We start from the raw sequence: 26,125 nt of genomic DNA, 5'->3' as shown, positions 1-26,125 counted from the left end.
CAGCAGAGAACGGAGGAGCAAATTTGAAATCAAATCAAAGACTTCTGAATGTTGCATTTTTAAGCACCTATCCGCCGCGCGAATGCGGCATTGCCACCTTTACACAAGACCTTGTTCGGGAACTGAAAAAGAAAAGAAATCTGAACACGAGCGTTATTGCCATCAGCGATGGAAAGTATACCTATGACGACGAGGTATGGTTCGATTTTCCGCAGCAGAACTTCACAAGCTATCTAAAAACCGCGGAGCGGATCAACCATTCCGACATCGACTTCCTTGTTGTAGAGCACGAATACGGCATCTATGGCGGCGATTGGGGAGACTATTTGCTGGAGTTGGTTAAACGGGTACGCAAACCGATTGTTACGACCCTGCATACTGTGCTGCCTACCCCAAGTGAAAAACAATTGGCAGTTTTGCGGGAGCTATGCTGCAGGAGCAAAAAGATTGTAACGATGGCAACGAACTCCTGCAGGATCCTCCAAGAAGTCTATGGGGTCGATTCGTCCAAGATCGAGATGATCCCTCACGGCGTGCCCTCTTTCGACCTACCGCCAAGGGAGGCGCTGAAAAAAGAACGGAATCTGGAAAACCGGACTGTCATCAGTACGTTCGGTCTGATCAGCCCAGGCAAAGGACTGGAATATGGCATTGATGCCGTTCACCAGGTTGCGAAAAAGCATCCCGATGTGCTGTACTTTATTTTGGGCCAAACCCACCCGGTCGTGCGCAGGCAGTATGGCGAGGCCTACCGTGAAAGCCTGGAAAAGAAGGTCCGGGAACTTGGACTGGAAAACAATGTCCAGTTTGTGAATAAATATCTGACGAAAGAGGAAATCGTGCGCGGGCTGCAGCTTTCTGACCTTTACATGACGCCGTATCTTAGCCGGGATCAGGCGGTTAGCGGGACCCTTGCCTATGCGGCGGGTTACGGGAGGGTGATCGTTTCCACGCCCTACCTTTACGCACAGGAAATGCTTGCGGACGGCCGCGGCCTTCTTGCCGAGTTTAAGGACGCCCAGTCGCTTGGTGAGGCCATCCGCTTTTTGATTGAGCATCCGGAAAAACGGAAAGAGATGGAGGAAAAGACTTTGCGCTTCGGCAAAACAATGCGCTGGGATGCCGTTGCGGACCGCTACGTCCAAACCTTCCAAAAGGCGTATCAGGAAGCATGCGAATGGAGTGAGGTGGAGCATGAAAGATTTAAGATTGCCGAATGACGCCTATATTTTCCGTATGACCGACGACACCGGCATGCTTCAGCACGCAAGGCGTTCGATTCCAGACCCTTGCAAGGGCTACACCACCGACGACAACGCGCGGGCGCTGATTATGGCTTCGCTGCTCTTCGAGCTGACCAGGAAACAGAAATATCAGGATTTGGCGGCCCGATATCTCGGCTTTCTGTTGTACGCTCAAAACGGAGCATGGTTCCGCAATTTTATGGACTATGACCGCCGCTTTTCGGAAGAAAAAGGCTCGGAGGACTGTTTCGGGCGCTGCATGTGGGCGCTGGGGTTCGTGACATCCCGGGCCGATCTGCCGGAAGAAATCCGCTGCGTGGCGGATGACCTTCTCGGTCAGACGGTACCCGGCTGCGGCGAGCTTACATATCTAAGAGCGAAAGCGTACACCATCATCGGATTGAATTACTGGAAAGGCACTGGTTCCCGCGAACGCGTGATTCGGCTTGCTGCCGAAATTGGCGATGCCTATGAGCACTGTGCCACTACGGACTGGAAATGGTTTGAGGACGAAATTACTTACTGCAATGCTATCCTGCCATGGTCCATGCTGGTCGCATATGAAACGACCGGAAAAAAACGATACCGGGAAATCGGGCTGGAAAGCCTTGAATTTCTTCTGGATACTACCTTTGCCGGTGATCTCTTTCATCCGGTGGGCTGCAAGGGCTGGTTTGTGAAAGGACAGAAACCAGCGGAATACGACCAGCAGCCGGTGGAGGCGTGCGAAACGCTCCTTGCCTGCCTGAAAGCCCATAAACTGACCGGTGAGTCCCGCTACCGGGACCGCGCCAAACAGTGCCTGGACTGGTACACCGGGCAGAACATCCGAAAAGTTTCCCTCATCGATCCGGAAACGGGCGGCTGCAGGGATGGCCTCACTGCCGGAAATCCCAATCCGAACGAGGGTGCGGAAAGCCTGGTTTCCTGGATGATTGCGTCGCTTGTTTGGCTGATCGATTCCGAAAAGGAAACCTCGGTCAATGCTGTAAACGAGAGAAATACTTAAGCAAACCGACCACTATCACCGCTTGTTGTTGGAAGATGGTGCCATCAAAATCGGGGCTCTTTGCTCGCAATAACCGGATTGCGGGTCTGTGCGGTTTCGTACCACCATCAAATAACCAGAGCGGCAGATGATAACATCTGCCGCCCTGTGGTTAGTTCCTACACTGTTCATCAGACAGTTTGTGCAGGAATTATGTATTTGGCTTATAAGTTCATAACGGGATTTAATCTGCTAGTTTGAATTGCTCGACCAGTTCCTTTAACGTTTCCGCCTGCCCGGAAAGTTCCTCGCTGGCTGCGGCGCTCTCTTCCGAGGTTGCGGAGTTCGTCTGAATTACGCTGGATATCTGGTCGACTCCGATCTTGGCCTGTGTGATTCCTTCTGACTGCCGAATAGACGCTTCCGAAATGTGCTTTACCGTTTCGGATACCTTTTCTACGTGTTCAACCACCCTGGAAAGGGATTGTGCTGTTTTATCCGCAATTTTCGTACCATTTTCTACCTGTGAAATGGAATCTCCGATTAATGCGGTGGTATTCTTTGCCGCTTCTGCGCTCTTGCCGGCCAAATTTCTTACTTCGTCTGCCACTACGGCAAACCCTTTTCCCGCGCTTCCGGCTCTAGCTGCTTCCACAGCGGCGTTTAACGCAAGGATATTTGTCTGGAAGGCAATGTCTTCAATGGTTTTTACGATGCTTCCGATTTTGCTCGACGATTCATTGATGACGGTCATCGCCTCCATCATCTCGTTCATAAGCTGATTGCTGACTTCCATTTCTTCGGTGACCCGGTTCATATTTTCACTTGCTTTTCTGGTGTGCTCTGCGTTTTGATTGATGTGTTCGGAAATTTCCGAGATTTGGGCATCCAATTCTTCTATGGAACTGGCCTGTTCCGCTGCGCCCTGTGCAAGTGATTGGGCAGAATTTGAAATCTGTACAGAACTGCTTGCAACCTGGCTGGCCGCTACGTTAATACTGGAGAACGTATGGGTAAGATTGGTTTTTATATGGTTCAGGGATTCTTTTATTTTTGCAAATTCGCCGGTATAATCGCACTGCAGTTGGAAGGTGAGATCCCCGTTCGCAATCTGATTCAGCACGGACGAGATTTCATTAATATATTGGATGTACTGCTTCAGCCGGTCGACTGTTTTGGAAATGGCAATGAAAACCTGCCCAACTTCATCAGTTGATTTTATTTCAACGGAAACATCCAGATTTCCTTGTGCAATCTTGTTTGCCACTTCTTTTAATTTTACCAGCGGATTAGTGATACTCTTTGATATAACCACGATCAGCAAAAGCAAAATAATTAGGGCGATCACAGAAATTAGAATTACAGTCTGTAATACCGTGTAATAGGAATTATAAAATTCGCTTTCCGGCAGGCCGGTAGTGATGGTCCAACCGGTGTTTCCTACCGGGGAAAGATATCCGTAATTGGTTTTTCCCATTGCGTTATAGGTGAGAAGACCCTCTTTTTTGCCCTGAATCGCCTTCACAGCGTTTTGGGACAGATTTGACTCGGTGATACTTTTATTTTTCAGGGATTCGTCCGGATAATAGACCAGTTGTCCGCCCGCGCTGGTAAGAATATAAAACCCTGATTTTCCGAGCTTATAACTTTTGATTGTGCTGTAAAGACGGTCCAGCGTAATATCTACACCCGCAAAGCCGACCAGATTGTCGCTTTTGTAAATCGGGCATACTACGCTCATAACTATTTTTCCGGTAACGATGTCTTGATAAGGCTCAACGAAGACGACGCTCTTTTGGGTAGTCGCCGCCTGATACCAGGGCCGTTCGGAGAGCGTCATGCTGTAAAGCTGGTCCGAGTTGTTTAGGACAGCCTTATTGGTTGCACAGTCAGCTACCCATACGGCGGACAAGGTATCGGGATCCGTCTGATAGATATTCTCCGTGGTAGCTTTTACCCCGCCGAACCCCTCTTTTGTATTGCTGTTTTTTATTTCGGGCGACTTTTCAAAATATTGCTGCAGTAAATCATTCGCTGCCATCTGTTCCACGATATCGCTGTATTTTGTCAAAAAGTTATTGGCCTGGTAGGCGGCGGCCTGCGTTTTTGCGGTCAATTCGTTGGTCGTCAAGTTTGAAACAGACTGTTTAATCGTCTGCGTGATAAATACCGTAGTGCCGACCAGAATAGCGGTGACCGGAATGCCGATAAAAATTAAAATTTTCCTCAGTAAACTTTTTTTCTTCATCTTTCATTTCCCTCCAAATTTGCATGGCTTGATAAAGATTTCCTCAAACAGGTGAGATTGGAAAAATACCCAGCAGAAATGGATGAATGCTTCTTAACCCGGGGAAAAGTTCCACTCGGGTTTTAAATGGATATATTTTCCTAAAAATTTACCTGTTTTTGTAATTATTATCGGTTTTAAATTATAGCCCCTGGTTTTCTAATTTTAGTTATTTACTAAAATAATAGTGTTACAAATTAAATTTAACTTAAGTAATTACTTTTTCATAGAAATTTGTGACTCTTCATAACTAAAATGCCATCCGCGTTACCCGTAAATCATTTTGGTAAAATTCTTTTCTGCCATTGACATTGTCATCGCTTTACTACATAATGAATATATTGTTAAATATTAAACAAAATAAAAAGAGGTGCGAATCAAATGAAAAATGCAATTGTAACGGGTGGCTCCAGAGGACTTGGAGAAGGCATGGTGTTAAAACTTGCCGAAATGGGCTACAATGTTGTTGTCAATTTTGTCAGTGACCGTAGCAAGGAAAAAGCAGAGTCCCTGATTGCTAAAATCGAAAAGGATTATGGGGTCAGCGGCCTGGCGGTTCAGGCGGATGTTGCGGATTATGAATCCTGCAAAAAAATTGTGGATGCCTCCATTGAAAAATTCGGCAGAAAAATCGACGTCTTGGTCAACAATGCCGGAATCGACAACAATCTGAGCTTTTTAAAAATCAAACCGGAACAATATACCCGTCTGATTAATGTGAATCTGATGAGCTACCTTCATTGCTCTCATTTGGTTCTTCCCTATATGGTGGAGGCAAATGAAGGCTGCATCGTAAATGTGTCCTCCATCGGCGGCATGATGGGCGTTGCCGAGCAGGCGGATTATTGTGCGGCCAAGAGCGGCGTCATCGGCTTGACCAGAGGCCTTGCCATTGAATTCGGGCGCAACAATATTCGTGTGAACACCATTGCCCCCGGCATGATTTGGACGGATATGTTGCGAGAGGCGGATCAGGCCGCAGTTGCCGCGCTGAAACAGGCGATTCCGCTTGGGGACATCGGCGAAGTGGATGATATTGCTGGATGCTTGGAGTACTTGGTAAAAGCGAAGTACGTGACCGGACAGACCATTTCCCCCAATGGCGGCATTCTGATGCCGTAATACAATTAAAAAAGCAGCCGGCAGGGCACCTGCCGGCTGCTTTTTGTAGTTTGTAAACTCCCGGTTGTGCCGGGAGTTCGGAAAAAACATACGTGTAAGATGGGTATAGGATGAAGCAGAACTTCAGACCTTAAAAGACCATGCGGAACACCTTGAGCAAAACAGTAACACTCTCGGAATACAATAAAATTGCCAGACGTGATATAGGGTGAAATCACGTCTGGCGAAAACATATTAGGTAATCTTGATGAAAGAGATAATTACAGAACAAGTTTAGAAGTATTTAATTTGATTTTTCCGTTAGTGCTCCTGCCAACCTTACCGCGATAGGCATAAGAATCAACAGGCAGATATATCCCACTAGCAGCCAATACGGGTAGATACTGACCCAAGCAATCATTAGAATCGGCTTAAATCCCAATGAAAGATAGAGTACAATAAAGTTCGCAATTTCGAGAAGGTATAGAAAAGCCATTGGGACTCCTTTAAAATGAATGGTGTCAAGACATTCAAAAAGGAGTTGGTCCCAATGACTCAAGGAAAGAATAACACAGATCTTACGGAATTGCTACTGAAATGTATGGCGGAGCCCGACCCGATGCTCAGTATGCTGGAATGGCTCTGCGCTCAACTGATGGAGGCGGAGGTTTCCGGCCTTGTGGGGGCGGAAAAGAATGCGCATAATCCGTCTCGAAGTGACTACCGCTGCGGATATCGTCCCCGGAGGCTGGATACTCGCGTAGGGACGATGTATCTCATGGTGCCAAAGCTGCGCAGCCATGGATATATCCCGTTCTTTGTCACGGAACGCAAACGCAGCGAGGCGGCGCTGGTACAGGTTATTCAGGAGGCGTTCGTGCAGGGCGTGTCCACACGGAAGATGGAAAAGTTGGCTCACAGTCTGGGGATAGAGAACCTCTCCCGCAGTCAGGTCAGTGAGATGACAAAAGGGCTCAATGAACAGGTACAGGAATTTCGCAACCGTTCTCTGACGGATACTCGTTATCCTGTCATTTGGACGGATGCCCTGTACGAAAAAGTCCGTATGGATGGCCGTGTCGTCAGCATGGCGGTGATGGTTGTCTGCGGCGTCAACGAGCAAGGGCACAGGGACATTCTCGCCGTGGAGCCGATGCTGGACGAATCCAAAGAGAGCTATTCCCAGTTGTTTCAAAGTCTTTTGGATCGCGGCTTGAAAACACCGCTGCTGGTGGTTTCCGATGCGAACAAAGGGCTGATTGCCGCCATCCGAGAAAGTTTTCCCGGCGCATCCTGGCAGCGCTGCAAAGTGCATTTCATGCGAAATATTCTGGCTCATATACCGCAGAAAGAAAAAGAATCCTTTGCAGCCCAACTAAAAGAAATCTGGCTGGCACCTTCTCTCCAATTAGCCCAACAGCGCGCAAAGCAGTTGTCGGAGCAATATGGGAAGCGGTTTCCCAAGGCAATCGAGCTTCTGGAAGATGGGCTGGAGGACTCACTGGCTTTCTATGCATTCCCCGAGCTTGATGCCCGTAAAATCTCATCGACCAATATGCTGGAACGGCTGAACAAGGAAATCCGGCGCAGAACCAACGTCGTTGGGATATTTCCAAACAACGATTCCTATCTGCGGTTGGTTACAACATATCTCATGGAATACGCTGAAGACTGGTCCGTTTCCAGAGCATATTTGAATCCCAAATCGATTCAGACACTTCTGCTAAGCGCAGCTTAATTCATTTCGTGGAGTCCCCAAATTGCGAACTTCTCTTGACATAGCCTCTTTTTATCGTTATTTTATTGTCAATGGTAGTATAATGCCAATAGCAACTATTAAGTCAATGATTATGAAGAATTTTTAGCAAAAATGCACTTCCCGAATCCTGCAAAAAATGCAGGATCGGAAAGTGCATTTTAAAAACCAAAGATACGATTATCGGATGGGAAACCATAATTCCACTAAGGGGTGCGTTATAGAACCATCCACATCCACAAGCAGAATATTGCCAAACGGTGGTGCAGACAGGGTCAGATTTCGCTTACGGATATTCTTCATGGTTTCACTGAAAACCTTTCCCGGGGCGTAAACAAAATCTGGATCAGCAGAAACAATCGTATGATAGCAGGGAAGTGACTGCAGAGTGACGATTTTTTCGTTGTCGTATTTCAGATCGTACTTCTCCGCTTTCCAGGGTTTTATGGAATAGCCTAACACAGCGGACAGTTCATCCGATTCATTTTCCCAGCTGGTGCAAAGAACAGAAAGATGTGTTGCCGGCATGGCTTTCACCCATTTATGTATTTGATCCTGCTGTTCCCTCCGCGGAGCAATCCACCCATGCTCACCAAAGCTTATGAAAATCAGCTCTGAACTTTGAGCAAATTCATAATTCCCTAACAGATCAGGAATTTTATCATATATGCACAGATAATCATCGATTAGCTGGCGGAGATGCTCATAATAAGCAATTTTTTGTGTGCATATTTCTCGGCTTCGACGAACGCGTTCAATTACCTTATTTCGGTCTCTTTCTTTTCCGCTGAATTGTTTTCCAATATCCTTAAGCGGAACACCCATGGAACGATATTTAAAGTACGATAACAGACGAAATACATCCTCTTCGTCATAATAACGGTATCCATTGTTCTCCTTCTTTGTGTTTATAATCCCTTCTTTTTCAAAAAAGTGCAATGCCCCCGATGTGATTCCAAGGATCCGGGCCACATCACCAATATGATATTTCATCTTGATCACCCCAAAAGTCGGTAGTAACTGCTGACTTTACTCTGGCTTATTTACTGATTCGGCGCCATTTTCAGTTCCTTTATTTGTACCATTCGTACCGTATACTCAAGATAACCAATCTGTCCGTGTAAGCGCATTCATACTGCAAATGAATCTTGTGCAAACTCTCATCCTCATTTTCGGAAAGTATTGCAAATTATTATGCTTATTTGTGTTTCAGTTATAGCAGATTTTTCATTGATGGATCGCTTCATCGACAATGAAGTTTTATTGATCTTATCCTCTCCGATGATAACACTGGATTTGTCCTTATAATTTATGTGCCAGGGGAGAATTATTACCATTTCCGTGAATCGGTGTGAACCTATTTTTAGCTTTTCTTACAGCAGTTTTCCGGCAATGGCCTGTGTGGTGCTTTTTATGTTATGGTCGCAGGTACCGTAGTTCCGTTTAAAGTACTCGGTATAAAGAACGTCCAACAGGTAAAGTTGAGCGACCCGCACCGAAAGGGACCCACCCTGGAAAGGCCCTTCATTTGCCCCGCACAGCAGGGTAATGTCCGCGTAAATCGTCAGGGGGGATTCCGCGTATCTGGTTATGCAGATGGTATTGGTCTTATTCGCTTTGGCCCGTTTCAGAATATCGATTGTATCTTTGGTGGAGCCAGAGTAGGAAAAGGCAATCGCCAAATCGCGCTCGTCCAACAGCGCAGATTCCATGGCCTGCATGTGGGAGTCCATTGTAAAAACGACGTTCGGCAGAACGCGCGAAAACTTATTTTTTGCTTCCTGTGCCATAATGCCGGAGGAGCCCACGCCGAAAAAGTGAATAACGCGTGCTTTTTCAATCATCTCAACCGCGCGGTGGATATCCTCTTCGTTAATCATGCTGAAAGTCTGGTTTAACGCGGCAATATCTGTGGCGAGAAGCTTGCGGCAGACCTCGTCTAACGAATCATTGCGTTTAATTTCCTCCGAAAGGGCCACGCTGCTGGAATCGTCCTGTGTGCTTAAAGACTGTGCCAGCATCATTTTAAAATCCTGATACCCGTCCAACTTTAAGGTCCGGCAGAAGCGGAAAACCGTGGTGTCGCCGACTCCGCAGTGCTGTGCTAAGTCGGTAATCGACATATACAGCGCTTCTTTCGGGGAATCAATAATATAGTCGGCTACCTTGCGTTCCGCTTTGGTAAAGATTTTTTCACTCGCCTGTATTTTGGAAAAGATATCCTGTGCCATACGCGTATTCTCCTTTATGTCATCTTCCTCCGAATGAGAGGTAAACGTCCTTACCTGCTGGCTGCGTACCTTCGAAAGCAGCGGGCAATATTTTTAATCAATCTTTCATCGAAAACGAAGTTTCTATTTTATGAGAAATAGTGATATAAAAAACAGAGAAGCACTAAATCCCATCGGTCAGTTCGCGGATTACATCCCGATTCGAGAAGGAGAGTGGTTTGGGAAATTCCGCTTCCCGCTCGGAAAGAAGAACAAAGTCCCCGGCTTCCTCTGTGTTTTCTTTCAGTACGGCTTCATCAACGGCCAGTTTTGCGGCCAGTTCACGGTAAAATGTATCGTAACGAATGGAGTCTACCGCACTGAAATGGAAAATGCCGCACAGGTTGTGTTCCATAACATAGGCCAGCTTTTTTGCAATCATGGTATCCGTAATGGTACTGATGCTCAGCCTAGGGTAAACAACGACCCGGTGTTCCGGTGCAGTTGCGTTTTTCAGCTGATTCAGCCGCGGCGAATTTTTCCCCCAGACCTGCGGGATGCGAATGATGCAGGTCCGCTCCCGCAGCAGTGCGGTCAGTTTTTGTTCACATGCGATTTTGTACCGGCCGTAATCTGTACAGGAGTCCGGCTGGTCGCTTTCACGGTGCGCGCGGCTCATGTCACGGTCGAAAACGTTGGCTGTGGAAAAGAAGTACAGAACTCCTCCGTTTTCGTTCAGGTATTCGGCCGCGATTGTGTGTGCCGCAAGCTGGCTTGAAAGGTCCCCTCTCAGGCAGGATATAATGACCTGCGGTTGTGTTTGCCGCAGGATGGAATGAATCTGGTCCGGCTGCCCCACATCCAGCGAAAAAGTTCGGTCTGCAGTCAGCGGTGCTTTCCTTTGGTATACGGTGGAAAACAGGCACAGCCGTTTGTCAGTGGAAAGCTCCCGAATAATGGCGCTTCCAACCAATCCGCTTCCGCCCAAAATTAAAACGTTTTTCATAGGAAGCTGCTCCTTTTCAGGAAGGATCTTTCTTTTTATTTTACCACATATTTTAGAATACGCCAGACCAAAGAACTTAAAACCATTGGATTTCATTAAAGTTAACGGGAACGCGTTTTCCGGCTGTTCAACCCTGACATAATGAAATCACCTCTGCGCATACTAAGCGCAGAGGTGATTTCATGTCAAAGGCAAGTCTTTATTTTAACGTAAACGATTTAAGCGGCAAACGGAACGCTGCGGAAATCAAACGCAAACTGGATAAAATACCTGGAGTTATTTCCGTTAGTGTAAATGCCATGGATGACCGTGTCGCGGTAGATTTCGATACGACGGGAACCAATCAGGAAAAAATTCGAAGCGAACTTACCAACCTGGGTTATACTGTCACTGCGGAACATCTTGAAAATCATATGATGTAGGAGGATTTGTATGCCAAAAGACAGTCAGCCGGATAATAAACGAGCAAGAATAAAAAAAGCCAACGGCCAGACACCGATTACAAAAGAAAATCAGAATCAGAACCGGAACGCGAAAAAACAATCCATTCCCAATAATGACGTCTGAAAAAGGAGTGTAAAATATGGCGAAAGCAGGGATGAGAAGACCGGACCCGGAAGACCCAAAAGCGCACGGCACAGAACACCGCAATCGGTTCCATGTTCCGAAAAATGATGTAAAACCGGTTCCGGAGCTGCAGGGAAAGGCAAAGCATACCAAGGAAAAGGCTCCGCCCATGTAAGGGTGAAAAAAGTTGCCGCCGTTCGGAAAAGGAGCGGCGGCTTTTGTGTAAAACGCTTTCCGGTTTCAAGTAATTTATTCAGTCTGCCAATGATTTTTCAAGATTTATTTCACGATGGAATCTTCCATCAAGTTTTGTCTTAAGAGGATGGATTTGCTAATAATGCGTGTTTCTATGGCTTTTTGGCAGTTGATTTCTATGGAAAATAGTGGTAACATTATGTCAAATGATAAAAAAACAGCGCGAAAATAGGTATGTTGCATAATCTGTTATCTCAAATTATTATGATGAAAGTCATATAAAATATATTATTAACCATCAGATATAAGGAGGATTCAAATGACTCCGAAAGAAAAGCACCGTACAGAATTGGACGGTATGATTTTAAAGCGCAAGAAGATGATTGTTGAGCAGGCTATTACCGAATTTTCCAGGAAAGGAATAGAAAGCACAACCATGGCGGACGTCGCGAGAGCCTCCGAAGTTGGGATTGCTTCCCTGTACCGTTACTTTAATACCAAAACGGAACTGGTCATCCAGTCCGCTTTGCTTTTTTGGAAAGAAACGGATGAATTCTGCATCCCAAGCCTTTTGACGCGGCAGTATCACGCTATGAGTGGAATCCGTCAGATTGAAACGATCGCTAAACTGCTGATTAAGGGATATAGTACTTTCAAAGACCGCCTGATTTTTATGAACGATTTTGAAGCTTTTCTTCGGAAGCAAAAAATTTCCCGAGTTCAGCTTGCTGAATATGAAGAAGAGCTTTTGAAGATGAAGCCGTATGTAGTAAAAGCGCTGGAAAAGGGTCTGGAGGATCATACCATACGGCTGACCGATTCGGTGGACCAAACCTATATGACCTTGTCCCAGATGGTGCTCAGCTATGCACAGAAATTAGCGGTGTATAATGATTTGCTGAAAGACGACGGGGGAATTGATCCGATAAAAAATATGGAATGCGCCGTACATATGATTGTAAACTGGCTCCGGGCGGAGCCTGCACAGGAAAATCAAGCAGAGACTGCACAGGATAACAGCGCGAAAGCAGTTTGATGCGGATGCGGAACACGTTCAATACATAATTTTTAATTTTGTGAAAGAGGTTCCGCCATATGATTGCTTTCGCCGAAATTACGCTTCATGCACCATGGGTTCACTCGCTGAAGGAAAAGCGCATGGTTGTAAAAAGTCTTGTTGCAAAACTAAGAAATCACTTTAACGTTTCAGCAGCGGAGACCGGGGAACAGGACGTGCACCAAACCATTGTTATCGGCATTGCCGCTTTAGCGGGCGACACCGCACAGGCGGATAGTATTCTGGACCACGCAATTCGCTTTTTAGAGGAAAATACGGAAGCGGAAATCACAAACGTTTCCCGCGAGATACGGTGATTTTTTTGTTCCGACCGAAGAAGAGGTGAATTTTATTCCTATTTTGGTAAGCGCTTGTCTGCTGGGAATCCCCTGCAGATACAACGGAGAGGAAAAGGCAAACAAATTGGTTCTAAAGCTTTGTGAACAGCATACCCTGATCCCAGTGTGTCCCGAACAGCTCGGCGGGCTGCCGACTCCGCGCGAACCTTCCGAACGGAAGGGGGACCGGGTGGTGTCCAGAACGGGAGCCGATGTTACGGCGGAGTTTGAGCGGGGAGCGAAGGAAACGCTGCGCATCGCAAAGCTGTGCGGCTGTTCCTGTGCGATTATGAAAAGCAAAAGCCCATCCTGTGGATGCGGTAAGGTGTACGATGGTTCGTTTACGGGAAAGCTGATTCCCGGCAACGGAGCGGCAGCACAAAAACTGATGGATCACGACATTTTGGTTGTGACGGAAGATGAAATTGCAGACCTGCCTTTGCCCGCCGATAAAACGAAATAGATTTCCTGGCAATATTCTGTACGGCCGTCAATAAATCCGGTTGATTTTGGAAATACTTACTTCGTAAAATCCAAACTTTGGAGGAACAAAAGTGAGCAAAGAAATCAACAACCGCGAATATCGCCAAAATGTCATTAAGAATATAATTTCACAGCTTCATGCCGGGAAAAGCCCGGAAGAAATGAAGCAGCAGTTCGAAGCGGCATTCAGCGGCGTATCCGCTACCGAAATCTCGGAAGCGGAACAGGCGCTCATTCGGGAAGGCCTTCCGGTCAGCGAGGTTCAACGCCTTTGCGATGTTCATGCTGCGGTCTTTCAAGGTTCCGTGGAAGAAATTCATCAGGAAGATTACGGTTCCATTCCCGGGCACCCCGTAAATGTGATGAAGCAGGAAAACCGCGCGGTGGAAAAGCTTTTGGAGTATCGCATAAAGCTTCATCTTTCCGCCTTGCCAGACGCAACCGCGCTGACCGCGCTCAAGGAAGATCTGGAGGAGCTTTCGAAGATCGACCTTCATTATTCCCGAAAAGAGAATATCCTTTTTCCGTATATGGAACGCTACGGCATTACAGCCCCGCCAAAAGTAATGTGGGGTGTGGATGACGAAATCCGCGCCATGCTGAAAGAGGTACGGCAGCAGGTTTCTGCCGGAGATACCGAACAGTTGCGGCAGAAAATGGAAGCGCTTTCGGCAAAAATTAAGGACATGATCGACAAGGAAGAAAAGATTATGCTGCCGATGCTGACAGAAACCTTAACACAGGATGAATGGAAGCGCATTGCGCATGACAGCCGCGAAATCGGCTTCTTGCTGGAAGAGGTTCCGGAGTGGAACCCCGAAAAAAAGGATGCCGCGGTTGCCCGTTCCGAAGCTGCGGAACCCGGGGCGATTTCCTTTGCTACGGGTACTATGACCGCGCAAGAGATTTCCGCCGTGCTGAACACACTGCCGTTTGATTTGACCTTTGTGGATGCGAACGATACGGTCAAGTATTTTACCAACGGTACGGAACGGATTTTTCCGCGCACCAAAGCGGTTCTTGGACGCTTGGTTACGAACTGCCACCCGCCGGCCAGCGTGCATATTGTGGAGAAAATCGTGGCGGATTTTAAATCCGGCGCGAAAGACCACGAGGATTTCTGGATTCATATGAACGGGCGGTATGTACTCATTCGCTATTACGCGGTGCGCAGTGCACAGGGAACGTACCTTGGAACTTTGGAAGTCACCCAGGATATTCAACCGATTCAGGAGATAACCGGAGAAAAACGTTTGGTACAGGAATAAATTCTGCTTGCCGGCCGCAAAATACAATTGAATTTTTATTTTGACCGTTCTCGCAGTTCTGTGCAGAAAGGGTCAGGAAAGAAGGAAAATATGAAAGCATATCTGGATCGAAGCGGATGTATCTCCTGCGGTCTGTGCACCCAAACCTGCCCGGAAGTATTCCGCATGGCGGACGATGGGATTGCGGAGGTCTATCAGGAGGAAGTTCCCCCGGAAGCGGAGGACACTGCGGTAGAAGCGCAGGAAAACTGCCCTGTTTCCGTTATTAAGGTGGAATAGTGGCTGCAGTCTGGAAATTTGGAAAGCAAAAGAGCGTATTCTCAAACGGGAGAATACGCTCTTTTTGCATTTTAGAAGGGCCCGTATTCGGTTGGTTTACTGGGCTGCCAGAATTTGTTCATAATCATTTTTCGGAAGTGGCCGGGAAAAATAGAATCCCTGCGCCATATCGCATTGGAGTGCTTTCAGCAACTGAACCTGCGCTTTTGTTTCGACTCCCTCTGCGACCACGGTGAATCCCATTTCCTTGCAGAGGCGGATGATATTCCGCAAAAGAGCCTGATTTTTCTCGCTGTTAACGGAATGATTCATGAACCCGCGGTCCAGCTTTACCGTACCCGCGGGAATATCCGTTAGCATGTTCAGCGAGGAGTAGCCTGCCCCGAAGTCGTCAATCGACAGGGGAAACCCCGCTCTGCGCAGCCGGTTCATCACCTTTGGAATTTTTTTCGGATTTGCGGCAAGGGCGCTTTCTGTCAGTTCCAATTCCAACAATGGGAAGGGAACTCCGTAACGACGGGCGATTCGTTCGTAATCCGTTTTCAACATGGGTCGGTACAGGTGTGCTCTGGAAAGATTAACCGAAACCGGAACCACCTTCATGCCAAGTTCCATCCAATGCCGGATATCGGCACAGACCTGCTCAAAGATATAGCGGTCCAGCGGAACGATTACTCCGTTTGCCTCAAAATCGGGGATAAATTCACCCGGAGGAATCAGGACGCCGGGCTCAGTTTTCCAGCGGACGAGCGCCTCACTGCCAATCATTTTCTGCGTGTTTAGGTCATATTTCGGCTGGTAGTAGATGACAAATTCCTGGTTTTTCAGCGCGGGGAGCAGACGGTCTTTCATATTTTTTTTTGCCAGCTGATGCAGGCGCATACGGTCTTCATAAAAGGAAATGAATTTCTGAGAAGCATCCGGAATGGACTTTTGTGCGAGTATCGCACGGTCCATCATCGCTTCTATGCTGAGCGTCGAGTTGCTATCAATCGCGAAAAGACCCATCCGGTATTCCAATTTATAGTGCGTTCCGTAAAATAGAATGCTGTGCGACAGACTGCGCCCAATATGCTCTGCCCTTTTTTCCAGCTCGCGTTTTGTTTCATACCGGAGCAGCAGCAGAAAGCGGTCGCCGCCCAAATGCGCACAAAGTTCCCCGTCGTGAAGGGAATTGTTCAGAACACGGTGAATCTGAAGGATTACTCGGTTCCCGTTTTGAAAACCGAATAATTCATTGACAAGTAAAAAATGTTTTACGTTGAAGCTAAGAATTGCATAGTTCGGGGCGGCGCTCTCCCGAATCAATTCATTCGCATTGGCGCAGAATTTTGCTATGTTCCACCCAAAGTCCGGCCGCTCAGGGGAATCGATTACCTCCTGGCTTTTCACACAATAAGCGATTTCCGTTCGCCTGCCTTCCATAATTTTTTCTGTATTGTTGCCTATTTACCAAAATTTATTCATAATAAGAATTTTGTGGTGTGGTTTTCTTTTTGCAGGCAAGACTTGGCTGACCCGAATAAAAACAGAGGTGAAAAGGATACTAATAAAGGCTCCTTGTCATAAGAAGCTTTTATTTTTGAAAGGTGAAATCAGGAATGGATAACAATAAAAACAGAATGAAAGACCGTGAAAAAAGCAATCCAGAGCTTCGCAAAATGAAGCCGAAGGAAAATGCGGATGTGGGAATCATCGATGGGCAGAAAACCGGCGTACATGCTGGAAAGCATGAAAAAGGCCGGAGATGACCCCGCATAACAGAAAAATCTTGGAAGATAGGAAAGGAAGGATATAGGTATGAATACCATGCTTTGCAATGTTTCGGGAATTCGGAACAAGGAATGCAAGACCCAGATAAAAAACGCACTGGATAAGATTCCAGGTGTTCAAGAGGTGGGGGTAAACCTGGTGTCCGGTACGGTCAAGGTGGACTACAACGAACCCGCCACGGAGCTGGAAATCAAAGACTGCATTGAAAACGCGGGATTTCCGATTGAATATGAATAATTCGGAAAGCAGCCAAACTTAAAAAGCCCACGGGCCGAAATCCGGTCCGTGGGCTTTTTTGCTACGTTTTAAATAAATTGTGAGGCAAAATTTTTTATTTAATCAATAGATTACCGCTCCGTATTTTGCTGCCAGCGGCTCAATCAGTTCCGTATCAATGGCACAGTTGGAATCCACAATCAGCCGGCCTTGAAAATACCGCAGGGCAGCATCCAGAACCGGAAGATGGTCGCAGTGCACGGCAATGGGCAGCTTCGTCATAGAACTGTTTCTGGACAAAATCATAGCGTCGTCCATGCTGTTTACAACCACCAGCGCGGCATTGACCTGCTCGTCGTCCAGGTCGATCAGCTCCTCACCGAGGGAACTGCTGCATTCCATCGGTTCGCTGTACACAATGTCGTCCCCAAGAAAGAATGCCTCGCGCTCTATGGCGGCGGCAAAATTATCCGGTTCCGCGGGAATGGAAGGAGCGGGAAAATCCTTTAAAACTTCTGCCAGCGCCTTCAGGTGTTCCGGGGTTGTACCGCAGCATCCACCCACAATGGAGGCCCCTGCTTCCAAAAGCTTGCGCATTTCGGCAGCAAATGCATCCGGCGCAAGATATCCCTCCGATTTTCCGGAATCCCACATCGGAACGCCTGCGTTTGGCTTTGCAATGATGGGAACGCTGGCGTGCACGGCCGCATTTTGGGTTAGCTCCGCCATGGCTGCCGGGCCGAAGGAGCAGTTGAGTCCCACGGCATCCACCCCCATGGACTGCATGGTAATCAGAAATGGTAACAAAGAACCGCCGGTCAGCGTGTGGCCGCTGGAATCAACCGTAATGGTGACAAAAACCGGCAGATTGGTCGTGCGGGCGGCCAGAACCGCCGCGCGTGCGTCCGCAAGGGAAGTTTGGGTTTCGATGACCAGAAAATCAACGCTCGCTTCCTCCAGCGCACGGATTTGTTCCCGGTAAATATCGTAAATATCGTCAAAATCACTTTCTCCGTACGGGGGAACAAACAGTCCGGTGGGGGAAAGATCGCCCCCAACCAGTACTCCATGGGGCTTTGCAACGCTTTGCGTAAGCGCCACCAACTGGCGGTTGAATTCCACTGTTTTTTCCGAAAGGCCGTAATTGGCCAGTGCTGCACGGTTTGCCCCGAAAGTGGGCGCGTAAAGCGCCCGTACCCCGGCGGCGACATAGTCGCGCTGCAGCTTTAGAAGGGGTTCCGGATGTTCCAAAATCCAATGTTCCACACAAACACCGCTTGGCATTCCGGCTTGGGTCAGATTTGTGCCCGTTGCGCCGTCCAGCAGAAGGGGAAGCGGGAAGGGAAAGCTCATTTTCTCTTCATTGCTCCTTTTTGACGATTGTCATTTTGGTTTGCTTTCCGCGTTTTACATCGTTTCCGGTGCGGAAATTTTAAACATGGAAAGAACATTGCAGATTACGGTGGAAGTCGCTTCGCACAAGGCAAGCCGTGCGGCGGTCAGGTGTTCGTCTTCGCCCTTTACGCGGCAGGCGTTGTAGAACTTGTGGAAGAGCGTGGCAAGCGTAATCACATAGCGGGTAATGCGTGCCGGGTCATAGTCCTTGGCGGCGGTGATGATTTCTCCGGTAAAGGAAGAAAGATGCCGGATCAGCTCAATTTCCTCCGGCTGGGTCAGAAGCGCCAGTTCCTCATCCGTGCAGGCACGGGGCGCAATACCTTCTGCGGCCAATGCCTTCAGAATGCTGCAGATGCGCGCGTGCGCATACTGCACATAGTAAACCGGATTTTGGGCGTCTTCCTGTACCGCAAGATCCAGGTCAAAGTCCATCTGCGAATTCGTTTCCCGCATGTTGAACAGGAAACGTGCGGCGTCCACCGGAACTTCGTCCAGCAGGTCGGCCAGCTGAATCGCCTTGCCGGTGCGCTTGCTCATGCGCACGACTTCGCCCGCCTTGACCAGCCGTACCAGCTGAATCAATACTACGTCCAGCTTGTCACCGTCCAGTCCGATGGCATTCATTGCGCCTTTCATTCGGGCAACGTGCCCGTGGTGGTCCGCACCCCACACGTCGATGCAGGTGTCGAATCCGCGCCGGAATTTATTCCGGTGGTAGGCAATGTCGGCCGCAAAGTAAGTCGGATTTCCGTTCTGGCGCACGAGAACCTCATCTTTTTCCGCGCCGAAGCTGGTGGCTTTGTACCAGAGCGCGCCGTCTTTTTCGTAGGTTAAGCCCTTGTCTTTCAAAATCTGGATGCATTCGTCAAGTTCGCCGTCGTTGTGCAGTCGGCTTTCCAAAAACCACTCGTCGTATTCAATGCGGTATTTTTTCAGGTCGTCCTTCATTTTCTGAATGTTTTTTGGAAGCGCAAAATCGACCAACGCCTTCTGCCGCACGGCAGAATTTTCGTTTACATAACGGTCGCCGAACTCTTTTGCAAACTCGGCGGCGCGTTCTTTAATGTCATCGCCGTGGTAGCCGTCCTCCGGGAATTCCACTGCGTCTTCGCCCTTATAAATCTGAAGGTAGCGCGCTTCCAGCGAACCGCCGAACTTTTCAATCTGGTTGCCGGCGTCGTTTACATAAAATTCACGCCAGACGTCGTAGCCCGCCATGTCCAAAACAGCGGCAAGGCAGTCGCCCAGCGCGCCGCCGCGCGCGTTGCCCATGTGCATTGGCCCGGTCGGATTGGCGGAAACGAATTCTACCATGATCTTCTTTTTCTGCCCGTAGTCGCTGCGACCGTAATCCGCGCCGCTGCTTAAAATATCTTTCAGAATATCACCGTAAAATCTGCGGCTCAGGAAAAAGTTGAGGAAGCCAGGGCCGGCAATTTCAAAGCGGTCAAAATAAGTACCCTCCAGCACCAGATGCTTGGTCAGGGTTTCTGCGATTTTTCGGGGAGCGGAGTGAAAGGTGCGTGCGGATACCATCGCTGCGTTGGTTGCCCAGTCGCCGTGGGCATGGTCGGCCGGAACCTCAATGGAAAATTCGGGAATTTCCGCTTCCTGCAGCTCACCGCAGCGCATCGCCTCCCGGAACGCATTCTGGATTGCTGTTTTTAAATCACTGGTCGCCTTGAATACTAGTTTTGACATCTTTGTTTTTTGCCTCCTTGACTGTAATAAAAACCTCGTTCAGGCTCGAAAGATTTGAGTTGATATCGAGTGTGTAGTTGATTTCCAGACTTCCGCCGAGATCATCCAGCTTGGATTTGACCTTGTTGGTGAAAATTCCGATCATCATGCAGCCGTAGCCCGTGTCGTAAGGGCACACGTGCCGTTTGCCGCTCTCCAGAATCAGGCGGGTGCTCTGTTCGCCGCCGCGTATCAGTGTAACCTTGGAATCTCCGTCAATTTTCAGTACGGAAGTGTGGGCGGCATTATGGTTTTCCGTATCATACTCTTTATAAACAATATAACGGCTGTTCCCCTTTTTTACATAGGAACCCATCGTCGTGATTTCTACTTCTCCTCGTTCTCCGTTTACATTCTGCTTTCCGCGGATGGAGATAAGATAATCTTCCTGCATATTGAACTCCTTACTTTTCGACGAATCAGTACGATTCGATATCCACGTGGCTGACGCCGTTTTTAACGTCGCAGCCAAGGAAAATGCCCGCAATTTTGGAAAAGCCTTCGATCTGGTCGCTCACGAAGAAGCGTCGGTCACCTTCCTCTTCCCGGCCGCAGAGCAGGTTTTGCTCCCTAAGCGTTCGGGCACAGAAAAGGGCGGTTTCACGTCCGCTGTCGATTAGTGTTACCTGTTTGCCGACTGTTTTTGAGATGATCTGCTGAATAATCGGATAATGGGTGCATCCTAAAATTAAGGTATCGATTTGCGCCTGACGAAGCGGCTCCAGGTAACGCTGTGCCACCAGGCGGGTTACTTCATCGTCCTCCGAAATGAATCCGTTTTCCACCAGCGGGACGAAAAGCGGGCAGTCTTGGTCAAACACTTCAATGCCCGGGTCGATTTCCGCCAGGGCCCGCCGGTAGGAACCGCTTCGGATGGTCGCCGTAGTGCCGATGACTCCCACACGACGGTTTTTGGTGGCTTTCGCCGCCGCTTCCGCCGTGGGGCGGAGCACGCCGGTGAACGGCACGCCAAGACCGTCGCCAAGGTTTTCCGCGACGGAACTGACGGTTCCACACGCGGCAATAATCATTTTTACATCGTAGGTTTTCAGAAAGGCGGCGTCCTGCCGCGCGTACTTCATAATGGTTTCACGACTGCGCGAACCGTAGGGTACGCGTCCCGTGTCGCCGAAATAAACGATATTTTCATGCGGCAGTATTTTCAAAAGCTCTTTTACGGCGGTCAGTCCGCCAAGCCCTGAATCAAATACGCCGATCGGTCTGTTGTCCATTCTGTTCCATCGCTCCAGAAACTTACATATTTTAGGCAACCGGTGAGATTTTGCCGTCAGAAGCGGTCCGAAGCCGCAGAAATACTGCGCCGGGCAGCTTCGGGACGGCCTACGTCAGCGGCAGCCCCGAACTTGTTTTTCTATCTATATACTATTGTAATTAATATTTGGGCTTAATTTCAAACGAGAGGCGGATCAGCCGGTCGAGGAGCTCGCCATAGGACACTCCGCAGGCCTCCCAGAGCTTTGGATACATACTGATGGAGGTAAAGCCGGGAAGCGTGTTCAGCTCGTTCAGCAAAACCTCTTTTCCGTTGCGTACAAAGAAATCTACACGCGCTAAGCCGCTGCAGCCGAGCATACGGTATGCGCGCGCCGCGATGGAGCGGATTTCCTCAATGACCGCACTGTCCAGATGAGCTGGAATATAAAGCTGGGATTTGCCGTTCGTGTATTTGTCGTCGTAATCATAAAATTCCGCTGCCGCAGCAATTTCGCCTACGGTGGAAGACTGCGGCTCTTCGTTGCCGAGCACTGCGCATTCGACTTCCTGCCCTACAATGGCTTCTTCAATCACGATTTTATCGTCCTCGCGCGCAGCTTTTTCCACCGCGGCGTCCAGTTCTTCCTCACAGTGCACCTTGCTGACCCCAACGGAGGAGCCGGCGTTGGCGGGCTTTACAAAAACGGGATACCCCAGGCGGGCGTTGACTTTAATCTTGATTTTTTCGGAGCCGGTCGCGTACTTGTTTGCGAAGAACCACAGGTAATTCGCTTGTTTGATGCCGGCTGCTGTCAGCAGCGTATGGGTGACTGCCTTATCCATGCAAACCGCCGAGGCAAGCGCGCGGCAGCCGACAAACGGAATGCCGCTCAACTGCAGCAGGCCCTGCACGGTGCCGTCTTCTCCGTTTCTGCCGTGCAGCACGGGGAAAACGCAGTCCACAGGGATTACTTCTGTTCCGCTTTTTGTGCTGACCAGAATTCCATGGGTACTCCGGTCGGGGGAAAGAACAGCGGGGCAGTTTTCGGGGTTCTTTTCCCAGCTGCCGTCTGCAATTTCTTCCACGGGACCGCGGAACAGATACCAGCGGCCATCCTTGGTAATGCCAAGAAGTACGGGCTCGTATTTGTCCTTTGGCAGGTTATTGATCACGGAGGTCGCCGATATTCTGGAAACTTCGTGCTCCGAAGAACATCCGCCGAATATCACTGCAACTTTCTTTCGATCCATAATAATACATCCTCCAAACAGACAACGCTTCGTTCCATGGCAAAGCCGCATGAAGCGGAGCGTTTTATTTACAGTTTTATTTGTTCCGTGCGGCCTGCCGCACGGCAGCACACCGTTGAACGGCGCGAGTATGCAGAATACTACGAATACTAATCATATCACAACACTACATTCGGCGCAATCTTTGCGGCTAAAATTTATTAAATAGTATGGTGACAAAAGGACGTTTATGTTGTATAATTATTTTCTGAATAATATACAGATATCATGCAACCCTATAATAAATTTAACAGAATGATGTTCAACGGACTTGGTTCCCTCGGAACATGTTCCCTTCGGAACAGATGAAATATGGAGTGATTATTTTTGGAGCAAAAGGCTTTTGACCTGATTGTCAGCAAGGTTGGGGAGGCGCTGAGCGCGCAGGGCTATACTTCCGCCGGTTCCGTCGAGGAAAAGGAAGGGCATGCCGCCCTGTTTACCAGTGAAAATTCGGCATACAGCGTGTTGTACAATACAGGAAAGAAACGCTTTGAGCTGCGTTCCTGCGACGCAGACGACGGCAAGCCCGACGGAAAGTGGAAGTCTGCTTCCATTTGGCTGTTTGATCCGGACGAAAACGTCCTTTCCGATGCGGAAAGCATTGCGAACGATTTTGTGGAAACCATCCAGGGGCCGAAACGTGTGGCCGAAATGAAAAGTAAAAAGAGAAGGAAAAAGGATGACGATTATAATGTTGACCCGCCGTTCTTTTTCAACCGCTTTGTGGGTATTTTCCCCGAACTGCGCGACGAAATCAACCAGGAAAAGATCACCTACGGCAAGCTGCGCGCAGTCACCTTTGCCCGGGCCAGCCTGCTTCCCCGGTTGGATTCGCTCTGCTCCAACCGCTCTCAGCAGGACGCGATTAAGCGCTGCGGCGACCTTTTGAACGACCAGTATAATGTGGGCGACATGGACGTGCGCTCCATTATCACCATTGTTCTGTTGAACGGCCTGAGCGACGCTGCGCTGGAAAATCTGAAACCGATGCTCAGCGACGACCTGAAGAAAAGCCACGTTTCCGCACTGAAGCTGAAGGGCAAAAAAATCAGACCGGAAAAGAAGAAAAAGCAAAAACGTTTTGTGGCCGAAAACCTGAATACGTTAAACCGCTGAAAACCGCGGATTCTTTTCTCAGTTTGTAAATTGTAAAGCCGCAGGGCCGGGAAGGGATTTTCGCTCGGCCCTGTGGTTGTTTTTTTGTTCAGATTAAAACACACCGCGGGCTGCCGCAAAGGGCTGAAGACGTTTTGCCGTAGCCTTAGCGCTCCCTTTTTCTGGAAAAAAGCTGAGAAATTGGTTATAGCCCTTGACAAGCTTCCATGTATTGTGTTATGATTGTTACACCTCATAAAGGGGGCTATTTTTTTGCGCTCTTTTAAGAGGGAGGCTGAGGTCTTAAACAGACCTAAATATTTTTCCGTATAACGGGAGGTGCCGTCATGAGAGTGAAAATCACATTAGCCTGCACAGAATGCAAGCAGCGCAACTACAACACCATGAAGAACAAAAAAAATGATCCGGACAGACTTGAAATGAACAAGTACTGCAGATTCTGTAAGAAACATACTCTTCACAGAGAAACAAAGTAATCCGGACGGAGGGACAGGTCATGGCAGATACAACCGCAAAGAAAGAGAACTTTTTTTCCAGAACGGGCAAAAACGTTTCTAAATTCTTACGCGATGTAAAGAACGAAATTCACAAGATAGTATGGCCTACACCCCAGGCGGTGTTTAAAAACACGGGCGTTGTCCTGGTAACTATTATCGTAATAGGATTATTCATCTTTGGGCTGGATACATTACTCATGAATCTGCTTGGGCTGGTTATGAATATTGCGAAGTAGGTAAGCGGAGGAATTCACTATGTCTGAAGACGCAAGATGGTACGTTGTTCATACCTATTCCGGGTATGAAAACAAGGTTGCCTCCAATCTTGAAAAAACGGTGGAAAACCGCCAGCTCCATGATTTGATTCAGGAGGTTCGCGTCCCGACCGAAACGGTTACCGAAATTAAGGATAACAAGCGGCGCGACGTGGAACGGAAGATTTTCCCTGGATATGTTCTGGTGAAGATGATCCTTACCGATGAATCCTGGTATGTGGTCCGGAATATCCGTGGCTGCACGGGCTTTGTTGGCCCGTCGTCCAAACCGATTCCGCTCACCGACGAAGAAGTGGCGAAATTGGGCGTCGAACAGAAAAAGGTGGAGGTCTCTTATGGTGTCGGTGACTCCGTCCATATTATCGACGGTCCGCTGGAAGGCTTCGTCGGTACTGTGGAGGAAGTGGACATCGACAAAAACCGCGTCCGCGTTACAGTTTCTATGTTTGGGCGCGAAACTCCGGTTGAGCTTGAGCTGGATCAGGCTGAAGCAATGGAGTAATTGATCAAACGATCGGTAATTTGCGGGAAACCGCTTATTATGAGGGGCATTGCCCCTGTGGGAGGAACGGATAAATCTTTTCGTCCGCTCCGCCATCCACCACGAATTTTGGAGGTGCAAGTAAATGGCTCAAAAGGTTACGGGCTTAATTAAGCTCCAAATACCTGCTGGCAAAGCAACCCCGGCGCCGCCTGTAGGACCGGCACTCGGTCAGCACGGTGTCAACATTATGGCGTTTACGAAGGAATTCAATGAACGCACAAAGAACGACGTGGGTCTGGTGATTCCTGTCGTGATCACGGTCTATGCGGACCGTTCCTTTACTTTTGTTACAAAGACCCCGCCGGCTGCCGTTCTGATTAAGAAGGCTTGCGGGATTGAAACAGCTTCCGGTGAACCGAACAAGAAAAAGGTCGCCAAAATTACCCGCGATCAGGTTCGTAAGATTGCTGAGACAAAGATGCCCGACTTGAATGCGGCTTCTGTTGAGTCCGCCATGAGCATGATTGCCGGTACGGCACGCAGCATGGGCATTGAAGTCGTCGATTGATCACCCGGGTGGGAGGAACTTTCTTAAATCCGATTTTACCACTCAATAGGGAGGAAAACCAATGAAACACGGTAAAAAATATATTGACAGCGCAAAGCTGATTGACCGCGCAAAGCTTTATGATGTGGACGAAGCGCTTGATATTTGTGTCAAGACCGGCAAATCAAAGTTTGATGAAACCGTTGAAGTTCACGTAAAGCTCGGCGTTGACAGCCGCCACGCGGATCAGCAGGTTCGCGGCGCAATCGTTCTGCCGAACGGCACCGGTAAAAATGTTCGCGTTCTTGCCATCTGCAAGGGCGACGCAGCCAAGGAAGCGGAAGCTGCCGGGGCTGAATTTGTCGGCGCAGAAGATATGATTCAGAAAATCCAGAGCGAAAACTGGATGGACTTTGATATCCTGATCACCACCCCCGACATGATGGGTCTGGTTGGCCGTCTTGGTAAGATTTTAGGCCCCCGCGGCCTGATGCCGAACCCGAAGGCCGGTACCGTTACCCGTGAAATCGGGAAGGCAATTGCAGAAGCAAAAGCCGGTAAGATTGAATATCGTTTGGATAAAACCAACATTATTCACTGCACCATCGGCAAGATTTCTTTTGGCAAAGAAAAGCTGGAGCAAAACTTCGACGCTCTTCTTGGCGCTATTGTCAAGGCAAAGCCGGCTTCTTCCAAAGGCCAGTATATTAAGAGCTGCGTAGTCGCTTCTACCATGGGCCCCGGCGTGCGCATCAACCCGAACAAGGTTGGCCTCGGTGCTTGACAGCTGTT

The 26,125-nt window shown here is 48.6% G+C and carries 30 protein-coding genes; 20 read left to right on the top strand and 10 right to left on the bottom strand.

Annotated elements, in window-relative coordinates; all coding sequences use genetic code 11:
* Positions 1 to 23 precede the first annotated feature (23 nt).
* Both ACSVDI_RS11810 and ACSVDI_RS11805 read left to right on the top strand, forming a co-directional pair.
* Positions 24 to 1,220, top strand: coding sequence for a glycosyltransferase family 4 protein (locus ACSVDI_RS11810; RefSeq protein WP_457943151.1), 1,197 nt, complete (start codon positions 24 to 26; stop codon positions 1,218 to 1,220).
* Positions 1,195 to 2,253, top strand: coding sequence for a glycosyltransferase (locus ACSVDI_RS11805; protein WP_457943149.1), 1,059 nt, complete (start codon positions 1,195 to 1,197; stop codon positions 2,251 to 2,253). Before ACSVDI_RS11810 ends, ACSVDI_RS11805 begins: the two co-directional genes overlap by 26 nt.
* A 223-nt stretch (positions 2,254 to 2,476) precedes the next feature.
* On the opposite strand, the gene ACSVDI_RS11800 is transcribed toward ACSVDI_RS11805, so the two are convergent.
* Positions 2,477 to 4,480 (bottom strand): methyl-accepting chemotaxis protein, encoded by a 2,004-nt coding sequence (locus tag ACSVDI_RS11800; RefSeq protein ID WP_457943148.1) that lies wholly within the window; start codon positions 4,478 to 4,480, stop codon positions 2,477 to 2,479.
* A 420-nt stretch (positions 4,481 to 4,900) separates the two neighbouring features.
* Here ACSVDI_RS11800 and ACSVDI_RS11795 point away from each other — a divergent pair, with 420 nt between their 5' ends.
* On the top strand, positions 4,901 to 5,641 hold the full coding sequence (locus ACSVDI_RS11795; RefSeq protein WP_457943147.1) for an SDR family NAD(P)-dependent oxidoreductase: 741 nt from the start codon (positions 4,901 to 4,903) through the stop codon (positions 5,639 to 5,641).
* A 529-nt stretch (positions 5,642 to 6,170) separates the two neighbouring features.
* Positions 6,171 to 7,358 carry an IS256 family transposase gene (locus tag ACSVDI_RS11790; RefSeq protein ID WP_457943145.1) on the top strand — a complete coding sequence of 396 codons (1,188 nt, stop codon included), beginning with the start codon at positions 6,171 to 6,173 and terminating at the stop codon, positions 7,356 to 7,358.
* A gap of 198 nt (positions 7,359 to 7,556) precedes the next feature.
* Here ACSVDI_RS11790 and ACSVDI_RS11785 read toward each other — a convergent pair whose 3' ends face one another.
* The 3 genes from ACSVDI_RS11785 to ACSVDI_RS11775 all read right to left on the bottom strand — a co-directional run bounded on the left by ACSVDI_RS11785 (position 7,557) and on the right by ACSVDI_RS11775 (position 10,592).
* Positions 7,557 to 8,369: a MerR family transcriptional regulator gene (locus tag ACSVDI_RS11785; protein WP_457945642.1), complete on the bottom strand. Its 813-nt coding sequence runs from the start codon at positions 8,367 to 8,369 to the stop codon at positions 7,557 to 7,559.
* Between the two features lie 380 nt (positions 8,370 to 8,749).
* Positions 8,750 to 9,607 (bottom strand): MurR/RpiR family transcriptional regulator, encoded by an 858-nt coding sequence (locus tag ACSVDI_RS11780; protein ID WP_457943144.1) that lies wholly within the window; start codon positions 9,605 to 9,607, stop codon positions 8,750 to 8,752.
* Positions 9,608 to 9,770: 163 nt separating this feature from the next.
* On the bottom strand, positions 9,771 to 10,592 hold the full coding sequence (locus ACSVDI_RS11775; RefSeq protein WP_457943143.1) for a sugar nucleotide-binding protein: 822 nt from the start codon (positions 10,590 to 10,592) through the stop codon (positions 9,771 to 9,773).
* A 182-nt stretch (positions 10,593 to 10,774) separates the two neighbouring features.
* Here ACSVDI_RS11775 and ACSVDI_RS11770 point away from each other — a divergent pair, with 182 nt between their 5' ends.
* The 8 genes from ACSVDI_RS11770 to ACSVDI_RS11735 all read left to right on the top strand — a co-directional run bounded on the left by ACSVDI_RS11770 (position 10,775) and on the right by ACSVDI_RS11735 (position 14,779).
* On the top strand, positions 10,775 to 11,014 hold the full coding sequence (locus ACSVDI_RS11770) for a heavy-metal-associated domain-containing protein (protein WP_457943141.1): 240 nt from the start codon (positions 10,775 to 10,777) through the stop codon (positions 11,012 to 11,014).
* Positions 11,015 to 11,024: 10 nt separating this feature from the next.
* Positions 11,025 to 11,159, top strand: a complete 135-nt coding sequence (locus ACSVDI_RS11765) for a hypothetical protein (RefSeq protein ID WP_457943140.1) — start codon at positions 11,025 to 11,027, stop codon at positions 11,157 to 11,159.
* 16 nt (positions 11,160 to 11,175) lie between these two features.
* Positions 11,176 to 11,334, top strand: a complete 159-nt coding sequence (locus tag ACSVDI_RS11760) for a hypothetical protein (protein WP_457943138.1) — start codon at positions 11,176 to 11,178, stop codon at positions 11,332 to 11,334.
* A gap of 339 nt (positions 11,335 to 11,673) precedes the next feature.
* The gene (locus ACSVDI_RS11755) at positions 11,674 to 12,390 is read left to right on the top strand and encodes a TetR/AcrR family transcriptional regulator (protein ID WP_457943137.1); all 717 of its coding nucleotides are present in this window, start codon (positions 11,674 to 11,676) and stop codon (positions 12,388 to 12,390) included.
* 59 nt (positions 12,391 to 12,449) lie between these two features.
* Positions 12,450 to 12,728, top strand: a complete 279-nt coding sequence (locus tag ACSVDI_RS11750; protein WP_457943135.1) for a DUF503 domain-containing protein — start codon at positions 12,450 to 12,452, stop codon at positions 12,726 to 12,728.
* Positions 12,729 to 12,762: 34 nt separating this feature from the next.
* Positions 12,763 to 13,212, top strand: coding sequence for a DUF523 domain-containing protein (locus ACSVDI_RS11745; protein ID WP_457945641.1), 450 nt, complete (start codon positions 12,763 to 12,765; stop codon positions 13,210 to 13,212).
* A 91-nt stretch (positions 13,213 to 13,303) separates the two neighbouring features.
* A complete protein-coding gene (locus ACSVDI_RS11740) occupies positions 13,304 to 14,500 on the top strand; it encodes a DUF438 domain-containing protein (RefSeq protein WP_457943133.1) in 1,197 nt (398 codons plus the stop codon).
* 90 nt (positions 14,501 to 14,590) lie between these two features.
* Positions 14,591 to 14,779: a ferredoxin gene (locus ACSVDI_RS11735; protein ID WP_457943131.1), complete on the top strand. Its 189-nt coding sequence runs from the start codon at positions 14,591 to 14,593 to the stop codon at positions 14,777 to 14,779.
* 96 nt (positions 14,780 to 14,875) lie between these two features.
* On the opposite strand, the gene ACSVDI_RS11730 is transcribed toward ACSVDI_RS11735, so the two are convergent.
* Entirely contained in the window at positions 14,876 to 16,204 is a 1,329-nt protein-coding gene (locus tag ACSVDI_RS11730) for a putative bifunctional diguanylate cyclase/phosphodiesterase (RefSeq protein WP_457943130.1), read from the bottom strand.
* A 176-nt stretch (positions 16,205 to 16,380) separates the two neighbouring features.
* Here ACSVDI_RS11730 and ACSVDI_RS11725 point away from each other — a divergent pair, with 176 nt between their 5' ends.
* The gene (locus tag ACSVDI_RS11725) at positions 16,381 to 16,530 is read left to right on the top strand and encodes a hypothetical protein (RefSeq protein WP_457943129.1); all 150 of its coding nucleotides are present in this window, start codon (positions 16,381 to 16,383) and stop codon (positions 16,528 to 16,530) included.
* A 49-nt stretch (positions 16,531 to 16,579) separates the two neighbouring features.
* Positions 16,580 to 16,789, top strand: a complete 210-nt coding sequence (locus tag ACSVDI_RS11720) for a heavy-metal-associated domain-containing protein (RefSeq protein WP_457943127.1) — start codon at positions 16,580 to 16,582, stop codon at positions 16,787 to 16,789.
* Between the two features lie 102 nt (positions 16,790 to 16,891).
* Here ACSVDI_RS11720 and ACSVDI_RS11715 read toward each other — a convergent pair whose 3' ends face one another.
* From ACSVDI_RS11715 to ACSVDI_RS11695, 5 genes are all read right to left on the bottom strand, one after another.
* The gene (locus ACSVDI_RS11715; protein ID WP_457943126.1) at positions 16,892 to 18,121 is read right to left on the bottom strand and encodes a homocysteine S-methyltransferase family protein; all 1,230 of its coding nucleotides are present in this window, start codon (positions 18,119 to 18,121) and stop codon (positions 16,892 to 16,894) included.
* Positions 18,122 to 18,175: 54 nt separating this feature from the next.
* Complete coding sequence (gene argS / locus ACSVDI_RS11710) at positions 18,176 to 19,867, bottom strand: arginine--tRNA ligase (RefSeq protein WP_457943124.1); 1,692 nt, start codon at positions 19,865 to 19,867, stop codon at positions 18,176 to 18,178.
* Positions 19,836 to 20,300, bottom strand: coding sequence for a DUF1934 domain-containing protein (locus tag ACSVDI_RS11705; RefSeq protein WP_457943123.1), 465 nt, complete (start codon positions 20,298 to 20,300; stop codon positions 19,836 to 19,838). Before ACSVDI_RS11705 ends, argS begins: the two co-directional genes overlap by 32 nt.
* Before the next feature lie 25 nt (positions 20,301 to 20,325).
* Positions 20,326 to 21,138: a glutamate racemase gene (gene murI, locus ACSVDI_RS11700; protein ID WP_457943121.1), complete on the bottom strand. Its 813-nt coding sequence runs from the start codon at positions 21,136 to 21,138 to the stop codon at positions 20,326 to 20,328.
* Positions 21,139 to 21,298: 160 nt separating this feature from the next.
* Complete coding sequence (locus ACSVDI_RS11695) at positions 21,299 to 22,372, bottom strand: D-alanine--D-alanine ligase family protein (protein WP_457943119.1); 1,074 nt, start codon at positions 22,370 to 22,372, stop codon at positions 21,299 to 21,301.
* 366 nt (positions 22,373 to 22,738) lie between these two features.
* Here ACSVDI_RS11695 and ACSVDI_RS11690 point away from each other — a divergent pair, with 366 nt between their 5' ends.
* The 6 genes from ACSVDI_RS11690 to rplA all read left to right on the top strand — a co-directional run bounded on the left by ACSVDI_RS11690 (position 22,739) and on the right by rplA (position 26,117).
* Positions 22,739 to 23,530, top strand: coding sequence for a DUF7674 family protein (locus tag ACSVDI_RS11690; RefSeq protein WP_457943117.1), 792 nt, complete (start codon positions 22,739 to 22,741; stop codon positions 23,528 to 23,530).
* Between the two features lie 326 nt (positions 23,531 to 23,856).
* Positions 23,857 to 24,006, top strand: coding sequence for a 50S ribosomal protein L33 (gene rpmG / locus ACSVDI_RS11685; protein ID WP_038323165.1), 150 nt, complete (start codon positions 23,857 to 23,859; stop codon positions 24,004 to 24,006).
* A gap of 20 nt (positions 24,007 to 24,026) precedes the next feature.
* The gene (gene secE / locus ACSVDI_RS11680) at positions 24,027 to 24,263 is read left to right on the top strand and encodes a preprotein translocase subunit SecE (RefSeq protein WP_457943115.1); all 237 of its coding nucleotides are present in this window, start codon (positions 24,027 to 24,029) and stop codon (positions 24,261 to 24,263) included.
* 19 nt (positions 24,264 to 24,282) lie between these two features.
* The gene (gene nusG, locus ACSVDI_RS11675; protein ID WP_457943114.1) at positions 24,283 to 24,804 is read left to right on the top strand and encodes a transcription termination/antitermination protein NusG; all 522 of its coding nucleotides are present in this window, start codon (positions 24,283 to 24,285) and stop codon (positions 24,802 to 24,804) included.
* Positions 24,805 to 24,928: 124 nt separating this feature from the next.
* Positions 24,929 to 25,354 carry a 50S ribosomal protein L11 gene (rplK, locus tag ACSVDI_RS11670; RefSeq protein WP_457943112.1) on the top strand — a complete coding sequence of 142 codons (426 nt, stop codon included), beginning with the start codon at positions 24,929 to 24,931 and terminating at the stop codon, positions 25,352 to 25,354.
* A 61-nt stretch (positions 25,355 to 25,415) separates the two neighbouring features.
* Positions 25,416 to 26,117, top strand: coding sequence for a 50S ribosomal protein L1 (gene rplA, locus ACSVDI_RS11665; RefSeq protein WP_457943111.1), 702 nt, complete (start codon positions 25,416 to 25,418; stop codon positions 26,115 to 26,117).
* Positions 26,118 to 26,125 lie beyond the last annotated feature (8 nt).

Source organism: Caproiciproducens sp. LBM24188 (assembly GCF_054130445.1).
This window is presented reverse-complemented; position numbering and strand designations above follow the sequence as displayed.

Excerpts from the sequence above, each read along its gene's own strand:
- ACSVDI_RS11755 (WP_457943137.1), top strand. The coding sequence starts at position 11,674 with ATGACTCCGAAAGAAAAGCACCGTACAGAATTGGACGGTATGATTTTA.
- ACSVDI_RS11760 (WP_457943138.1), top strand. The coding sequence starts at position 11,176 with ATGGCGAAAGCAGGGATGAGAAGACCGGACCCGGAAGACCCAAAAGCG.
- ACSVDI_RS11780 (WP_457943144.1), bottom strand. The coding sequence starts at position 9,607 with ATGGCACAGGATATCTTTTCCAAAATACAGGCGAGTGAAAAAATCTTT.
- ACSVDI_RS11750 (WP_457943135.1), top strand. The coding sequence starts at position 12,450 with ATGATTGCTTTCGCCGAAATTACGCTTCATGCACCATGGGTTCACTCG.
- ACSVDI_RS11720 (WP_457943127.1), top strand. The coding sequence starts at position 16,580 with ATGAATACCATGCTTTGCAATGTTTCGGGAATTCGGAACAAGGAATGC.
- ACSVDI_RS11785 (WP_457945642.1), bottom strand. The coding sequence starts at position 8,369 with ATGAAATATCATATTGGTGATGTGGCCCGGATCCTTGGAATCACATCG.
- ACSVDI_RS11800 (WP_457943148.1), bottom strand. The coding sequence starts at position 4,480 with ATGAAGAAAAAAAGTTTACTGAGGAAAATTTTAATTTTTATCGGCATT.
- ACSVDI_RS11775 (WP_457943143.1), bottom strand. The coding sequence starts at position 10,592 with ATGAAAAACGTTTTAATTTTGGGCGGAAGCGGATTGGTTGGAAGCGCC.
- murI (WP_457943121.1), bottom strand. The coding sequence starts at position 21,138 with ATGGACAACAGACCGATCGGCGTATTTGATTCAGGGCTTGGCGGACTG.
- rplA (WP_457943111.1), top strand. The coding sequence starts at position 25,416 with ATGAAACACGGTAAAAAATATATTGACAGCGCAAAGCTGATTGACCGC.
- ACSVDI_RS11770 (WP_457943141.1), top strand. The coding sequence starts at position 10,775 with ATGTCAAAGGCAAGTCTTTATTTTAACGTAAACGATTTAAGCGGCAAA.
- secE (WP_457943115.1), top strand. The coding sequence starts at position 24,027 with ATGGCAGATACAACCGCAAAGAAAGAGAACTTTTTTTCCAGAACGGGC.
- nusG (WP_457943114.1), top strand. The coding sequence starts at position 24,283 with ATGTCTGAAGACGCAAGATGGTACGTTGTTCATACCTATTCCGGGTAT.
- ACSVDI_RS11790 (WP_457943145.1), top strand. The coding sequence starts at position 6,171 with ATGACTCAAGGAAAGAATAACACAGATCTTACGGAATTGCTACTGAAA.
- ACSVDI_RS11805 (WP_457943149.1), top strand. The coding sequence starts at position 1,195 with ATGAAAGATTTAAGATTGCCGAATGACGCCTATATTTTCCGTATGACC.
- ACSVDI_RS11730 (WP_457943130.1), bottom strand. The coding sequence starts at position 16,204 with ATGGAAGGCAGGCGAACGGAAATCGCTTATTGTGTGAAAAGCCAGGAG.
- ACSVDI_RS11695 (WP_457943119.1), bottom strand. The coding sequence starts at position 22,372 with ATGGATCGAAAGAAAGTTGCAGTGATATTCGGCGGATGTTCTTCGGAG.
- ACSVDI_RS11705 (WP_457943123.1), bottom strand. The coding sequence starts at position 20,300 with ATGCAGGAAGATTATCTTATCTCCATCCGCGGAAAGCAGAATGTAAAC.
- ACSVDI_RS11765 (WP_457943140.1), top strand. The coding sequence starts at position 11,025 with ATGCCAAAAGACAGTCAGCCGGATAATAAACGAGCAAGAATAAAAAAA.
- ACSVDI_RS11735 (WP_457943131.1), top strand. The coding sequence starts at position 14,591 with ATGAAAGCATATCTGGATCGAAGCGGATGTATCTCCTGCGGTCTGTGC.
- argS (WP_457943124.1), bottom strand. The coding sequence starts at position 19,867 with ATGTCAAAACTAGTATTCAAGGCGACCAGTGATTTAAAAACAGCAATC.
- ACSVDI_RS11725 (WP_457943129.1), top strand. The coding sequence starts at position 16,381 with ATGGATAACAATAAAAACAGAATGAAAGACCGTGAAAAAAGCAATCCA.
- ACSVDI_RS11715 (WP_457943126.1), bottom strand. The coding sequence starts at position 18,121 with ATGAGCTTTCCCTTCCCGCTTCCCCTTCTGCTGGACGGCGCAACGGGC.
- rpmG (WP_038323165.1), top strand. The coding sequence starts at position 23,857 with ATGAGAGTGAAAATCACATTAGCCTGCACAGAATGCAAGCAGCGCAAC.
- ACSVDI_RS11795 (WP_457943147.1), top strand. The coding sequence starts at position 4,901 with ATGAAAAATGCAATTGTAACGGGTGGCTCCAGAGGACTTGGAGAAGGC.
- rplK (WP_457943112.1), top strand. The coding sequence starts at position 24,929 with ATGGCTCAAAAGGTTACGGGCTTAATTAAGCTCCAAATACCTGCTGGC.